The sequence below is a fragment of the Brevibacillus choshinensis genome (assembly GCF_016811915.1).
In the GTDB taxonomy this organism is placed as follows: Bacteria; Bacillota; Bacilli; order Brevibacillales; family Brevibacillaceae; genus Brevibacillus; species Brevibacillus choshinensis_A.
The window spans coordinates 2,429,032-2,442,963 of sequence record NZ_CP069127.1; the positions used below are offsets into that span (position 1 = coordinate 2,429,032).

Annotated in this window: 15 protein-coding genes; all 15 read left to right on the top strand. The window is 51.3% G+C overall.

The window, feature by feature from the left end; translation table 11 throughout:
• Nucleotides 1-6: 6 nt before the first annotated feature.
• The 15 genes from spoVAD to resA all read left to right on the top strand — a co-directional run bounded on the left by spoVAD (nt 7) and on the right by resA (nt 13,931).
• Nucleotides 7-1,032: a stage V sporulation protein AD gene (gene spoVAD / locus JNE38_RS12420; RefSeq protein WP_203356828.1), complete on the top strand. Its 1,026-nt coding sequence runs from the start codon at nt 7-9 to the stop codon at nt 1,030-1,032.
• Nucleotides 1,032-1,382, top strand: a complete 351-nt coding sequence (gene spoVAE / locus JNE38_RS12425) for a stage V sporulation protein AE (RefSeq protein WP_203357530.1) — start codon at nt 1,032-1,034, stop codon at nt 1,380-1,382. The genes spoVAD and spoVAE overlap by 1 nt, the downstream gene beginning before the upstream one ends.
• Nucleotides 1,383-1,416: 34 nt before the next feature.
• Nucleotides 1,417-2,022, top strand: a complete 606-nt coding sequence (locus JNE38_RS12430) for a stage V sporulation protein SpoVABEA (protein ID WP_203356829.1) — start codon at nt 1,417-1,419, stop codon at nt 2,020-2,022.
• Nucleotides 1,985-3,454 (top strand): spore germination protein, encoded by a 1,470-nt coding sequence (locus JNE38_RS12435; RefSeq protein ID WP_203356830.1) that lies wholly within the window; start codon nt 1,985-1,987, stop codon nt 3,452-3,454. The genes JNE38_RS12430 and JNE38_RS12435 overlap by 38 nt, the downstream gene beginning before the upstream one ends.
• A gap of 174 nt (nt 3,455-3,628) precedes the next feature.
• Nucleotides 3,629-4,951, top strand: a complete 1,323-nt coding sequence (gene lysA / locus JNE38_RS12440; RefSeq protein WP_203356831.1) for a diaminopimelate decarboxylase — start codon at nt 3,629-3,631, stop codon at nt 4,949-4,951.
• A 144-nt stretch (nt 4,952-5,095) separates the two neighbouring features.
• A complete protein-coding gene (locus JNE38_RS12445; protein ID WP_203356832.1) occupies nt 5,096-7,369 on the top strand; it encodes a GGDEF domain-containing protein in 2,274 nt (757 codons plus the stop codon).
• Between the two features lie 68 nt (nt 7,370-7,437).
• Complete coding sequence (locus JNE38_RS12450) at nt 7,438-7,872, top strand: peptidylprolyl isomerase (protein WP_203356833.1); 435 nt, start codon at nt 7,438-7,440, stop codon at nt 7,870-7,872.
• A 137-nt stretch (nt 7,873-8,009) separates the two neighbouring features.
• On the top strand, nt 8,010-8,678 hold the full coding sequence (locus JNE38_RS12455; RefSeq protein WP_203356834.1) for a site-2 protease family protein: 669 nt from the start codon (nt 8,010-8,012) through the stop codon (nt 8,676-8,678).
• Nucleotides 8,679-8,697: 19 nt separating this feature from the next.
• Nucleotides 8,698-9,465 carry a segregation and condensation protein A gene (locus JNE38_RS12460; RefSeq protein WP_203356835.1) on the top strand — a complete coding sequence of 256 codons (768 nt, stop codon included), beginning with the start codon at nt 8,698-8,700 and terminating at the stop codon, nt 9,463-9,465.
• Complete coding sequence (scpB, locus tag JNE38_RS12465) at nt 9,455-10,039, top strand: SMC-Scp complex subunit ScpB (protein ID WP_203356836.1); 585 nt, start codon at nt 9,455-9,457, stop codon at nt 10,037-10,039. Before JNE38_RS12460 ends, scpB begins: the two co-directional genes overlap by 11 nt.
• Nucleotides 10,040-10,136: 97 nt before the next feature.
• Nucleotides 10,137-11,309 carry a D-alanyl-D-alanine carboxypeptidase family protein gene (locus tag JNE38_RS12470; RefSeq protein WP_203356837.1) on the top strand — a complete coding sequence of 391 codons (1,173 nt, stop codon included), beginning with the start codon at nt 10,137-10,139 and terminating at the stop codon, nt 11,307-11,309.
• Nucleotides 11,302-11,892 (top strand): nucleoside recognition domain-containing protein, encoded by a 591-nt coding sequence (locus tag JNE38_RS12475; RefSeq protein ID WP_203356838.1) that lies wholly within the window; start codon nt 11,302-11,304, stop codon nt 11,890-11,892. Before JNE38_RS12470 ends, JNE38_RS12475 begins: the two co-directional genes overlap by 8 nt.
• 12 nt (nt 11,893-11,904) lie before the next feature.
• A complete protein-coding gene (locus tag JNE38_RS12480; protein WP_203356839.1) occupies nt 11,905-12,438 on the top strand; it encodes a spore maturation protein in 534 nt (177 codons plus the stop codon).
• Nucleotides 12,439-12,546: 108 nt separating this feature from the next.
• Nucleotides 12,547-13,296, top strand: a complete 750-nt coding sequence (locus JNE38_RS12485) for a pseudouridine synthase (RefSeq protein ID WP_203356840.1) — start codon at nt 12,547-12,549, stop codon at nt 13,294-13,296.
• A gap of 110 nt (nt 13,297-13,406) precedes the next feature.
• Nucleotides 13,407-13,931: a thiol-disulfide oxidoreductase ResA gene (resA, locus tag JNE38_RS12490; protein ID WP_203356841.1), complete on the top strand. Its 525-nt coding sequence runs from the start codon at nt 13,407-13,409 to the stop codon at nt 13,929-13,931.
• Nucleotide 13,932 lies beyond the last annotated feature (1 nt).

Consider the following 13,932-nt stretch of genomic DNA (forward strand, 5'->3'; position numbering starts at 1 on the left):
AACAACGTGGATAGCAAGAAGCAAGTGTCCCAGATCAATCGGCAGACTTGGCATTTTTCGCAAGATGTGCGTTTGCAAGCCTCAGCCGTGTCCGTTGGTCCCAAAGAAGGTGAAGGTCCCTTGGCCGCATTGTTTGACAAAATCCACGATGACATGTACGCCGGTCAAAAAACGTGGGAGGATGCAGAGCGGCAGCTGATGGAGGATGCCATTTCGACGGTCTTGCAAAAGTCGGGTATCACCGAGCAGGATGTGGATGTGATTCTAGCCGGGGATCTGCTCAATCAAAATATTACGACCAACTTTACGGCTGAAAAGCTGGCGATACCCCTGCTCGGGATGTATGGAGCTTGCTCGACTTCCATGTTGACCCTCTCTACTGCGGCAGCGCTAGTCAACGCGGGGTATGCAAGCAAGGCGATAGCGGCCTGCAGCAGCCATAACGCGACAGCAGAGCGTCAATACCGCTACCCCACGGAATACGGTGGGCAAAAACCGCCTACAGCCCAATGGACCGTTACAGGGGCTGGCGCAGGCTTAGTCGGTATTGGTGGCAATGGTCCGCGCATCACCTATGCAACCATCGGCAAAGTAGTAGATATGGGCATCACAGACCCTTTTGATATGGGATCGGCGATGGCGCCTGCCGCTGTATCCACTCTGCAAACGCATTTCAAAGACACGGGACGCTCTCCGCAGACGTATGACTTGATCGTGACTGGCGACCTGGCATCGGTCGGCTATCCGATCGTGAAGGAACTCATGCTGCGCGATGGGTATCAAATGGATCAAGTGTACAATGATTGCGGTTTGATGATCTTTACCCCTGATCAAGATGTATTTGCAGGGGCGAGCGGCTGTGGGAGCAGCGCAGTGGTCACTTACAGCTACATCATGGATCAGCTGCAGAAGGGCTTGCTGAAAAAGGTTTTGGTGTGCGCGACGGGAGCGCTGCTCAGTCCCGTGAGCTATCAGCAGGGCAATTCCATTCCGTGTATCGCGCATGCAGTCGCACTAGAAGGAGGACAATGATGGAATACGTGATTGCGTTTGTCGTGGGCGGTCTTGTTTGTGTAGTGGGCCAACTTCTCATGGATGTAGGCAAGCTGACTCCTGCGCATGTCATGAGTACCCTTGTCGTGACGGGGGTTGTACTCGATTTCATAGGGGTATACGACAAGTTTATTGACTTTGCTGGAGCAGGAGCGACAGTGCCGATTACGAGCTTCGGGCACTCTTTGTATCATGGGGCGATCGGCGAGGCAGAGCAGCATGGGTTGATCGGTGTCGCGACTGGGATATTTGAAGTGACGAGCGCAGGGATATCAGCGGCAATCGCATTTGGATTCTTGGCCTCTCTCGTTTTTAAACCGAAAGGCTAGCTAGCAGGTACGCAGTCAAGGGCGGTGAACGAAGATGGAACGTCAGCGAAGAAAAGTAATCCTGGTGACAGACGGAGACCATGTCGCGCAAAAGGTAGTCGAGACGGTCGCCAAAGAATTGGGAGGACGCTGCATTTCTCTGTCTGCCGGAAATCCGACGCCGCTTCGTGGCAGCCAGATGGTAGAGCTGATTAAAATGGCTCCGCATGATCCTGTCTTCGTCATGTTTGATGATAATGGAGATTTTGGGAGAGGAAGGGGAGAGCGGGCCATCGAGTACGTGGTCAAGCATCCGGATATTGAGGTGATCGGTGCCATTGCGGTTGCTTCCAACACGCGATTCGTGCAAGGGGCAAAGGTTGCCTTTTCGGTCGACAACCATGGGCAAATCGTAGAGGAAGCGGTCGACAAGTACGGCTATGCCGACGAAGGACTGAAACATCGCATCTACGGTGATACCGTGGATATCCTGAATGCGCTTCAGGTGAAAAATGTGATTGGCATCGGCGATATCGGAAAAATGGACGGGAAAGACAGTCTGCAAAACGGGTGCCCGATCACCAGAATAGCCGTTCAATGGATATTGAAAAGGAGCGAAGCACATGACGCAAGTAACGGAAAAGCGCCGTCCTCTCTCTGACCGCGTCGACGAAAACAAAGAGTACTTAAACGACCGGCTCGGCGTCGGCACGAGCTTTGACATTGGCGCTCACGAGTTCTTCATTGGAAGCACCAAGGTCGTCATGTATTACATAAATGGGTTTGCGGACAGCCACCTCATTACCGAAATCATGCGTGATCTGAATGATCTGCGCAGCCGAGAAGTACAGGGCAATTTATTTGATCACTTGTTTTACAAGTACATTCCGTTTTATCAGCTCGCAAAAGTCAGCAAGACCGACGAGTTTATGGACAAGCTGCTCGTCGGACAGGTCGGGCTGATCATCGATCATTCTCCCGATGCCATCATCATGGATACGAAAACGCTGCCGGTGCGCACACCCCAGGAGCCGGATACCGAGCGAATTGTACGGGGAGCACATGACGGCTTTACCGAAGCGATCGTAATGAATACGGTGCTGACGCGCAGGCGGGTTCGCGATGAGAGGCTCCGCTTTGAGATCATGCAGATCGGTGAACGGACCAAGACGGATGTGGCCGTCGCTTATTTGCAAGACGTGGCGAATCCGAAGCTGGTGGACACGCTGAAGGAACGTCTGCAAAATATCCAGATTGACGGGATTCCGATGGCGGAAAAGACGGTGGAGGAATTCATTATCGGGAAGACTTTCAATCCGTTTCCCATGGTGCGATACACGGAGCGGCCCGATGTGGCAGCCGTGCATTTGCTGGAGGGGCACGTCCTCATTTACGTCGACAACTCCCCCAGTGTCATGATTACGCCAGCGACTTTTTTTCACCATGTCCAGCACGCAGAGGAGTACCGGCAAACACCGGTGGTCGGTGCCTACCTGCGCTGGGTTCGCTTTTTCGGCATATTCGCCTCTCTATTCATCCTGCCGCTCTGGCTGCTCCTGGTCATGCACCCGTCCATGATTCCAGATTCTCTTCACTTCATAGGGATCAAAAATAAAGGAAGCATTCCGCTTCTGGCGCAGTTCATAATGGCAGAGGTCGGAATCGATTTGATGCGCATGGCTGCCATTCATACACCCACCCCTCTGTCCGTGGCAATGGGCCTGCTGGCAGCGATTCTGGTGGGGGATGTGGCGATCAAGGTCGGGTTGTTCGCGCCGGAGGTCATCCTCTATTTAGCGGTTGCTGCCGTTGGGATGTTTGCGACACCGAGCTATGAATTGAGTCTCGCCAACCGGTTGGTTCGCCTCTTTTTAATTCTGATGGTGGGCTTTTTCTCGACGCCTGGTCTCATGATCGGCTTTACTGTGGTATTGATCGGCTTAGCCGCTACGCGCTCGCTGGACACGCCCTACTTGTGGCCGTTCATTCCGTTTAACTACAAGGGGTTCAAAGACATCCTGATCCGGATGGCGGTACCGAGCAAAAATAATCGTCCGAGCATCGTCCGGTCACAAAATAGTTCTAGGCAGTAATATTCTGAAAACGTCAGTGAACACCCATTGTCAAATGAACGTCCATGTAGTAAATTTGATGGGAAGCCTTACGGTGCTTGGTATGTTCGGCAACTGACTTTTGGTCGGTTGCCTTTCTCTATAGGTCAATCTACACAAATGATTCGGCGCCTAAAGATTGGGGAGGAAAGACACATGTTTTTACACGGGACAAGTCGAGTAAACGAGCAGGGCAATTTGGAAATTGGCGGTTGTGATACGACACAGCTCGCTGCCCAATACGGAACACCACTCTACGTATACGATGAAGCACAGATTCGCAGCAAATGCCGCGATTTTGTAGAGGCGTTTCGCAAATCCGGCTTTGCTTTCCAGGTAGCCTATGCTAGCAAGGCTTTCTGTACGATGGCGATGTGCAAATTGGTAGAAGAGGAAGGCTTGTCTCTCGATGTCGTGTCTGGTGGAGAGCTGTACACAGCGATGCAAGCGGGATTTCCGGTAGAACGAATTCACTTCCATGGCAACAACAAATCCTTGGATGAAATCGTGATGGCGCTCGATGCCAAGATTGGCTGTTTTGTCGTGGATAATTTTTATGAGCTGCACCTATTGGATCAGCTGGCAGCTGAACGCGGGGAAAAGGTATCGGTTCTGCTGCGTGTCACTCCAGGTGTAGAAGCACATACGCATGAATACATTTCAACTGGTCAGGTCGATTCAAAATTTGGATTTGACGTAAAACACGGGCAAGCATTGGAAGCGATGAAGTTTTCCCATGAAAGCAATCATCTTCATTTGCTGGGGGTTCACAGTCACATCGGTTCGCAAATTTTCGAAACCGAGGGCTTCCTGGTCGCCGTGAAAAAACTGGCTGAACTGCTGGGCGAAGCCAAAGACGGTTTCGGATTTTTGCCGGAAGTGTTAAATGTCGGGGGCGGTTTTGGTATCCGCTATGTAGAAGGGGATACCCCGCAGCCAGCGGAAGCCTACATCAAGGCAATCACGGAAGCTGTAAGGGACGAGCTGAACGCGCGTGAAATTCCCCTTCCTGAGCTGTGGATCGAGCCAGGACGCAGTATCGTTGGGGACGCAGGTACTACCCTGTACCGAATCGGCTCCAGCAAGGAAATTCCCAATATCCGCAAATACATCGCAGTTGACGGCGGTATGACCGATAATCTGAGACCAGCCTTGTACCAAGCGGAATATGAGGCGGCTGTCGCCAACAAGATGAACGAGCCTGCAACAGAAGTCGTATCGATTGCGGGTAAATGCTGCGAATCTGGCGATATGCTGATCTGGGACGTAAGGCTTCCCGGTACCGCAGCAGGCGACATTTTGGCTGTCCCGAGCACAGGTGCCTACGGCTATTCCATGTCCAACAACTACAATCGAATTGCACGTCCTGCCGTGGTTTTTGTAAAAGATGGAGAATCCGAGCTGGTCGTCAAACGCGAGAGCATCGCAGATGTAGTCAGCCATGATCTTTTGCCCAAGCGTGCCCAATTGCAGCGGTAATCTTGAATCATGCAAACCTCCCTGAATGATCGGGGAGGTTTTTTAGTTCGATAGAGCCATTTTTTATGAATCCTCCACATCCCTTTTACAAAATATTAACGAGGGACTGCCATAATGAAAAATGGCGAGGAGGAAAGATTCACCATGTGGTCAACGCTCATGCAAGGATTTCGACGCACCCCCTTGTTTTCATTGGATAAACGGCAATGGATGAAGTCCATCATCAGCCAGGAAGTAGAAAAAGGGCGCAGTGTTGTCATGTTTTATGTAGATATCGTCAAACTGACGGAAGTGGAGAACCGCTATGGGGATGTGATCGCCAAGCGTGTCCTCCATATTTTCGAGCGGATCCTGCCAGCGGTTTCTCGCCATGTTTTTGAAATCAGAGGGAGAATCCTTGCGATCCAAAAGCTGTGGGGCGATGATTTCGCCATTTATGTATCTTTTGGCGGCAGTGTAAATGAGGAAGACTGCCGGATGTTGTCCATCCATTTTCAGGAGCAGGCAGAAAAACAGCTCAATCGGCAGGTGAGCTTTGTCAATCGGGAGGAGCTGCGTGTCCATATCGGGTATGCCAATCTTCCGGGTCAAGACATCGTCAAAGAAATGTACACCTCCGTAAAACATGCCGTCCATATGGCGAAATACGGGATTACTTCCGAAAAATATACGAATGTTACCCAATTCCACAAACTGCTAACGGAAGAAAATATACAGATGCACTTCATGCCGATCATTCACTTGCCTGATGGGGAGACCTTGGGATGGGAAGCCTTGGCACGTGGGCCGATCGATAGTCCGTTTGCATCGCCGTCCATGCTGTTCAATTACGCAGAGGAGACGGATACGGTTTTTCGGCTGGAGCACATTTGCCGAAAGAGAGCTCTGGAGCAGCTCCGGTATCTAAAGCCGCAGCAGAAGCTATTCATCAATTTGGACCCGCGAGCCATTGATGATCCTTTTCTTTTGCGCGGGGAAGTCTTTTCCCTGTTTGAGCAATACGGTTTGAATCCGCACAATATTGTGTTTGAAATAACGGAACGCCACGCCATTTCGAATTATGCCGTCTTTCGCAAAATCATTGAGGAATACCGAAAAAAAGGCTATTTGATCGCGGTCGACGATGCAGGAGCGGGGTATTCGAGTTTGGAGTCCATTACGGAAATTTATCCGGATTTCATCAAGCTGGACATGTCCCTGATACGGAATGTGGATGTAGATCCCATCAAGCAAGCCCTGCTGGAGACATTTGTTCAGTTTGCAGACAAAGTCGGCTGTAAAATCATCGCGGAAGGTATCGAGACGCAGCGGGAGCTGGAGACGCTTATGGAGGTAGGAGTCACTTACGGACAAGGCTATTTTCTGGGCAAGCCAGACAAGGGGATGACGCAGGTCTCGGGGCAAGCGATGAACTTTTTGCGCTTCATGCAAGAAAAGCGAGAGAGCGAGCAAGGAGAGCCGCTTCTTTTTACACCGGCGATGTCCGAGATCCTCGCAAAGACGATTTGTGTGGAAAAGCATGCAAAAGTGCGTCGCGTACACGAAATCTTCGAGCAAAACCAGCGGATTGAGAGCATTGTCGTGCTGGAGGAGGGAGAGCCGATCGGGCTGATCATGCGATTTCAGCTCTATCAAATATTGGGGGGACAATACGGCATCGCCCTCTATTACGAGCGCTCCATCTCCCAGATCATGAATGCCAACCCGCTCAAAGCCTTCAAGGACGACAGGCTGGATGAGGTAGCACGGCGGGCGATGGCGCGGGACGCCTACCATCTGTATGACGTCGTGATCATCATTGGCGAAGAGAATGAGTACATCGGTATCGTGACGGTCCAAAGCCTGCTTGACAAGATGGCCTCGATCAAGCTGGAGATGGCGACCTCCGCGAATCCGTTGACGGGCCTTCCGGGAAACGTTCAGATTGAGCGGGAGCTGAACAAGCGAATCAAACAGCGCGAGTCGCAGCTCGTCATCTATTGCGACCTGGATCGCTTCAAATGGTTTAACGATCGGTATGGGTTTGAAGTAGGTGATCAAATCATCGTCAGGACGGCAAATTTGTTGAAGGAAGCCGTCAAACGCTTCGGAAGCACGACCGACTTTGTGGGACATATCGGCGGAGATGATTTTATTATCATCACGCAGGCCGATTGTGCGCAGGAGCTCGTTTCCTTCCTGATGGATGCGTTTTCTCCCTACTTTGCGGATATTTATGAGAAACGGCGTATGGGCGACGGGGCTGTTCTCTCCATGTCCATGGCAGGCGTCCGCCTCATCGGGGGAAAATATGTCAATGTCGAGGGACTCGCAGAGCGGGCAGCCTATGTGAAAAAGCTTGCAAAGGAGCAGGCAGGGACCGTTTTTCTCGACGATGGTGACTTCCGAGCCGAAGAAATGTACCGAAGTCAGGTATAAGTTGGACGACGCTTCTTACGCATGGTAAAATGGGTACGTTAACTTTACGAGGTCTGGAGGCTTACATAATGAAAAAAGCACAAATCACCATGGAAAACGGGAATGTTATCGAGCTGGAGCTGTTCGAAGGGGAAGCTCCTGGTACGGTAGCCAACTTTGAGAAACTGGCAAACGAAGGCTTTTACAACGGTCTGTCTTTCCACCGTGTCATCCCTGGGTTTGTAGCACAAGGCGGCTGCCCTTACGGAACAGGAACTGGCGGCCCTGGATATACCATCAAATGTGAAACGAAAGGCAACCCGCACAAGCATCTGCGCGGCGCTCTTTCCATGGCGCATGCCGGTAAAGACACAGGCGGAAGCCAATTCTTCATCTGCTACGATTCTTTCCCTCATCTGGACGGCGTACATACCGTATTCGGAAAAATCACTTCCGGCATGGAGCATGTAGATGCAATCAAGCAAGGCGACAAAATGGGTACTGTGAAAGTAACCGCTGAATAAGAGAGCATTCTTCCAAACACTGACGATTCCATTCGTCAGTGTTTTTGTTTGGAATCAGAACCGCGAGCGAGAAGGCTTGTAAGCATATCCAACTGCTGGTATCCTAGAAATTAGACGATTTTTTTGAGGAGGAACCAATGGATCTTTTTCATTTTGATTGGAAGACGGTGCCGTTCCGCATGATCGCGTTCGTCATCGCTTTCTCCCTGCATGAATGGGCACATGCTTTTGTCGCCTGGAAGCTGGGTGACAACACGGCCAAGGATGAAGGACGATTGACGATAAATCCGATTCCCCATATTGATCCGTTCGGCTTGATCCTGATTTTGTTTGGACCGTTTGGGTGGGCGAAACCGGTGCCGATCAATCCGCTGCATTTTCGCGGGAACAAGCGGTTGGGGATCGTGTACGTATCCGCAGCAGGGCCGCTGATCAATTTGGTGCTTTCGATCTTGTTTGCGATCGTGTATATCGTAGTCGGCCACGCAGGCGTACTGGATGGAATGAGTGAAAAATGGGCGGATGCCATTGAATTGACACTGAGGTATTGTGTGATTATCAACACTGCTTTGTTTGTGTTTAACCTATTGCCTATCGCTCCGTTAGACGGATACAAGATTTTGCGCTTCCTTTCTCCACGACGCTGGGACCGATTCTTTTACAATCTGGAGCTCTACGGTCCGTGGATTTTGCTCTTGCTCATCTTTATTCCGGGAGTCAGCGCTACCATTTTTGGTATTCCGATGGGCTTTATTATCATGTGGGTACAAGAAATTGCAATAAAAATCGTTACACTGTTCGTATAAAGGAAACGAGGGACTACCTGTGGCTTACAGCATCAAACTGGATTCCTTTGAGGGGCCGCTCGACCTGTTGCTCCATCTGATCGACAAGGCCGAAGTGGATATTTACGACATCCCCATCGCGGAAATAACCGAGCAGTATTTGGCGACGATCGATACGATGCAGCAGCTCCAACTGGACGTGGCAAGCGAGTTTGTCGTCATGGCGGCGAGTCTCCTCTCGATCAAAAGCAAGATGCTGCTGCCCAAAAAAGAGGAGCACGTCTTTCAACAGCACCTCGATATGGACATTGAAGAGATTGACCCAAGGGAAGAGCTGGTGCAGCGCCTTTTGGAATATAAGCGCTATAAAATGCTTGCAGAGCGACTGCGGGAAATGGAAATCGGGCGTAACCAGGTGTATACCCGCCCTGCCGAAAATCTGTCACCGTATGTGAAAGAGGAAGAGAACACGGTCAAAGACGTGACTCTCTACGATCTAATCTCTGCGCTGGAAAAGCTGGTGAAAAAGGTCAATGACAAGCAGCCGATCACAAAGGTATCCCGTGATGAGGTATCGATTAAAGACAGGATGCATGAAATTCGCCAGCTTGTACGGGTAGGGGGAGGAATGGTGCGCTTTTCCCAGCTTTTTTCGAGAGGAGCGACTCGTTCCGAGATCGTGACGAGCTTTCTCGCCCTCTTGGAGCTGATGAAGGCAAAGGAGATCACGTGTATCCAGAATCAATTGTTTCAGGACATCATGATTTGTGAGAACACAACGAAAGGAGTCCCTGAGGATGGACTATGACAAGCTGAAAGGCGTTATCGAGGGCTTGTTGTTCATTTCGGGCGATGAAGGCATCGATGCCAAGGAAATCAGTGAAATCACCGAGGTATCCGAAGAAGAAGTCATCGACTTGATTGAAGACATGAAAGCAGATTTTCGCCGGGCAGGCAGGGGAATTCAGATCGTGGAGGTCGCGCGCGCTTATCAGCTGACGACTCTTCCCGAGCACGTTCCTTATTTTGAACGCCTGGCGAGCTCACCCAGCCAATCCACGCTCTCTCAGGCGGCGTTGGAAACACTCGCGATCATCGCGTACAAGCAGCCGCTGACCCGTTCGGAGATCGAGGAAATTCGCGGGGTGAAATGTGAGAAAGCGCTCAATACCCTGCTAACCAAGCAGTTGATCCGTGAAGCTGGACGCGCCGAAGGGATTGGCCGCCCGATTTTGTATGCCACGACGAAAGATTTCTTGGAACATTTTGGACTAAGGGAGCTGGCAGATTTGCCGGAACCACCCGTCAATTTGGATATCGAAGAGGCGCGGATGGAAGCCTCCGCGTTGTTCGGTAAAGCAGAAGAGCCTGCAAACGACTAGGCGCTTTTGGACAGTTTTTCGTACTATCAGACGACTCGTCCCCATATACATGGTACAAACCTGTGCATCGTTGTACTTTGTAATGGGGAGGCCGTTTATGAAAGTGCGAAAATTACTGTCCGGCGTGCTCGTCGTTTTTCTTTTTATACAGGTCCTGCTGGTGTCGGCTCCTGATGTCCAGGCAGCTGCTTCGCCGCCAGGATTGTCAGCGGAGAGTGCGGCTCTGATCGATGTGGCGAGTGGACGGATCCTGTATGCCAAAAATGGCACGAAAAAAATGAGGATTGCCAGTCTGACCAAGACGATGACGGCGATCGTGGCGATCGAAAGTGGGAAATTAGACACGGTGGTCACCGTGCCGCCAGAAGCGGTCGGAGTGGAAGGCTCCTCCATTTACTTGAAGCGAAACGAAAAGCTGACCCTGGAAGAACTTCTGTACGGTCTGATGCTGCGGTCCGGAAATGATGCGGCCGTTACCATTGCCACGCACATCGGTGGATCGTTGCCAGGGTTTGTATACATGATGAATGAAAAAGCCGCCATGATCGGAATGAATCACACCAATTTCACCAATCCGCATGGTCTCGATGACAGCAACATGCATTATTCCACTGCTGAGGACATGGCCAAACTTTCCGCCTATGCGCTGCGCAATCCGGTCTTCCGGCAGATTGTGTCGACCAAGGTAAAAGACATCTCGTGGGAAGGAGAGCAGTGGGACAGACGCCTCCTGAATAAAAACAAAATGCTCCATTTATACAACGGGGCAGATGGTGTAAAAACAGGCTATACCAAGCTTGCCAAGCGCTGCCTGGCTTCTTCGGCCACTCGGGACGGACGGCAATTGGCGACGATTACCTTGAATGCCTCCGACGACTGGAACGATTCTGCAAAGCTATTGGACTGGGGTTTTGCCCATTTCCCGATAAAGGAACTCGTCAGCCAAAAGGAGAATGTGAAGCCGGATACGCCCGTCACCATGGAGGCAGGAACGCATTTGGTTGCGATGAATGCGTTTCGCTATCCGCTGCAGCCATCCGAAGCAGAGGATGTCCACAAGCGCATCGTTTTGGGAGAGTCCATCATCAATGGAAAAATGAACGGTAAGCTGGTCGGATTTATGCAGATCTACCTGAAAGACAACATGATCGGCCAGGTTCCGCTGTTGGTCAACGTAGATTCCCCTACTTCTGCCAAACCCGAGGCAGCTGGACGCTCGTTCTGGCATAACTTCTGGGAGATCGTGGCGGGAGGGCTGTGGAGTGCTTAATATCATCTGGCTAGCCCTGATCGTCATCAGCATTGTGGTGGCAGCCATCAACGGTCGCATGGAAGTCATCAATCAGGCGGCCTTTGAGGGGGCCAAGACAGGGGTGACTGTCTGCTTCGGTCTCCTGAGCATACTCGCGTTTTGGATGGGGCTCATGCGGATTGCGGAAAAATCAGGATTGCTGGAACTGCTGGCACGAGCCTTGTCCCCCATCATTTCGCTGCTTTTTCCCGATGTGCCGAAAGGTCATCCCGCGATTGGGTACATCCTGTCCAACATGAGTGCCAATCTGCTGGGGCTGGGGAATGCGGCGACCCCGATGGGACTGAAGGCGATGGAGGAACTGCAAAAACTCAACGCGAACAAACAGGTTGCATCACCAGCCATGTGCACGCTGCTGGCCATCAATACGGCGAGCATCACGATCATACCGACGACGATGATCGCGATCCGGATGCAATACGGCTCCGTCAATCCGGTGGAAATCGTCGGTACGACCTTGCTTTCTTCCTTTGGAGCGACGATTGTTGCACTGCTTATCGACCGCTGGTACCGTTACCGACACTCAAGACGTCACAGATAGGGGGGGAGCCGCATGTACCAATGGGTATCCCTGATTTCTCTATGGGCCATCCCCATTACAATCGCCTTTGTGCTGCTCTATGGTTGGCGAAAGCAAGTCCCAGTATATGAGACCTTTGTGGATGGAGCAAAAGGCGGATTGACCACGACCATCCGGATCCTGCCCCATTTGATAGCCATGATGGTAGCCGTAACGATGTTCAGGGAATCGGGTGCTCTCGAGCTGCTGCTCAAAATGATCAGGCCAGCCCTTGATTTTCTGCACTTTCCGGAGGAGCTGGTTCCGCTCGCACTGCTGCGGCCTTTGACCGGGACCGGATCACTGGCCATTGCGACAGATTTGATCGCGCAGTACGGGCCGGATTCATTTCTCGGAAGACTCGCAGCAACCATGCAGGGGAGTACGGACACGACGCTGTACGTCTTAACCGTCTATTTTGGAGCGGTGGGCATTCGCAATTCCTCCTATGCGTTAAAGGTGGGCCTGTGGTCCGATTTGGCAGGCGTGATTTTTTCCTTGCTGATCGTCACCTACGTATTCTCGTAAGTATCGCATAGCCATACTCCGAAAAACTTCCTCAGGGCGGGGAAGTTTTTCCCTTTTTCTTGTCCACACTGATAAGAATGGGTATGATGTTGTAGAGGTGAACCAAGGATGGAACGTTTACAAAAAGTACTAGCACACGCAGGAGTCGCCTCTCGTCGCCATTGTGAAGAATTGATCATTCAAGGAAACGTTCAGGTAAACGGCATTGTGGTGCGAGAATTGGGTACGAGGGTAGACCCGCAAGTAGACCGGATTACGGTGCATGGTCGGCCGATACGGATCGAGCAGCATGTCTACCTGATGCTGTACAAGCCTACCGGGGTCATTACAAGTGTTACAGATCCGCGTGGACGACGCGTTGTTACAGACCTGCTGAAAGGAATCAAGGAGCGGGTGTATCCGGTAGGACGTCTGGACTACGACACCTCCGGCCTGCTTTTATTGACCAATGACGGCGAGCTCGCCAATCGGTTAGCGCATCCGAGCTATGAGATCGACAAGGTGTATCGAGCTTGGGTGAGAGGAGTGCCGAGTCAAGACAAGGTGAAGCGGCTGGCCACAGGGATCCAGCTTGAGGACGGGATGACATCCCCGGGGGAAGCGAGGCTGCTGAAGACGGCCCCTGGTAGAGATAAATCCTTGGTGGAATTGACCATACATGAAGGGCGAAACAGGCAGGTTCGGCGTATGTGTGATGCCATCGGCCACCCGGTCATCACCCTGGAACGAATTCGGCTCGGGTTTTTGACACTGGAAGGTTTGCAGCCGGGGCAGTTCCGACCGCTGACGAGCGGGGAAGTAGAGAAGCTGAGGCAGGGGCTCGTGCAAAATCGAAAGAGCAGACCGCGAACCCGTTAGATTCGTTCAAAATCTGTTCATAAGTTATACGCTGCCGCAAAAACTAGGAACGCTATAATAGAAAGGAAAAACCATGCAATTCTATTAGCAGTAGATGGGAGTTAGGGCAAATGAACAAAAGCAATCGTACATACATTCGAGTCGCCGTTTTGGGTCTTCTGCTCGTGGCGCTTGTCTTTGCTCTCTATTCAAGCTTTGTGAAGGATCCGAACGCAGTCAAAGTAGGGAAAGCTGCACCGAATTTCAGCCTGCTGCAGTTGAACGGTCCGGAAATGGCATTGAGTGATCTGAAGGGCAAAGGAGTCGTCCTCAACTTCTGGGGAACCTGGTGCGAGCCCTGTAAAAAGGAATTGCCTGCCCTGCAGCAGCAGTACAATCAGTTCAAAGATAAAGGACTGGTCGTGGTAGGGGTCAATATTGGCGAATCTCCAGTAGCTGTTGATCCGTTTGTCAAACAATTTGGGGTCAATTTCCCTATTTTGCTGGACAGTGAATCCCAAATTACAAAGCTGTATCGCATCGGACCTATTCCGACTACCTTTTTCATCTCTCCGGATGGAGATGTAGAAGAAATCTTTATCGGACAATTAAACGAAGCGATGATCACGCAAAAAGTGTCGAAAATCTTGCCGTAAG

Coding starts and splice junctions, on each gene's coding strand:
- JNE38_RS12485 (WP_203356840.1), top strand. CDS start 12,547: ATGGAACGTTTACAAAAAGTACTAGCACACGCAGGAGTCGCCTCTCGT.
- JNE38_RS12470 (WP_203356837.1), top strand. CDS start 10,137: ATGAAAGTGCGAAAATTACTGTCCGGCGTGCTCGTCGTTTTTCTTTTT.
- scpB (WP_203356836.1), top strand. CDS start 9,455: ATGGACTATGACAAGCTGAAAGGCGTTATCGAGGGCTTGTTGTTCATT.
- JNE38_RS12445 (WP_203356832.1), top strand. CDS start 5,096: ATGTGGTCAACGCTCATGCAAGGATTTCGACGCACCCCCTTGTTTTCA.
- spoVAE (WP_203357530.1), top strand. CDS start 1,032: ATGGAATACGTGATTGCGTTTGTCGTGGGCGGTCTTGTTTGTGTAGTG.
- JNE38_RS12450 (WP_203356833.1), top strand. CDS start 7,438: ATGAAAAAAGCACAAATCACCATGGAAAACGGGAATGTTATCGAGCTG.
- JNE38_RS12480 (WP_203356839.1), top strand. CDS start 11,905: ATGTACCAATGGGTATCCCTGATTTCTCTATGGGCCATCCCCATTACA.
- lysA (WP_203356831.1), top strand. CDS start 3,629: ATGTTTTTACACGGGACAAGTCGAGTAAACGAGCAGGGCAATTTGGAA.
- JNE38_RS12430 (WP_203356829.1), top strand. CDS start 1,417: ATGGAACGTCAGCGAAGAAAAGTAATCCTGGTGACAGACGGAGACCAT.
- JNE38_RS12455 (WP_203356834.1), top strand. CDS start 8,010: ATGGATCTTTTTCATTTTGATTGGAAGACGGTGCCGTTCCGCATGATC.
- JNE38_RS12435 (WP_203356830.1), top strand. CDS start 1,985: ATGACGCAAGTAACGGAAAAGCGCCGTCCTCTCTCTGACCGCGTCGAC.
- resA (WP_203356841.1), top strand. CDS start 13,407: ATGAACAAAAGCAATCGTACATACATTCGAGTCGCCGTTTTGGGTCTT.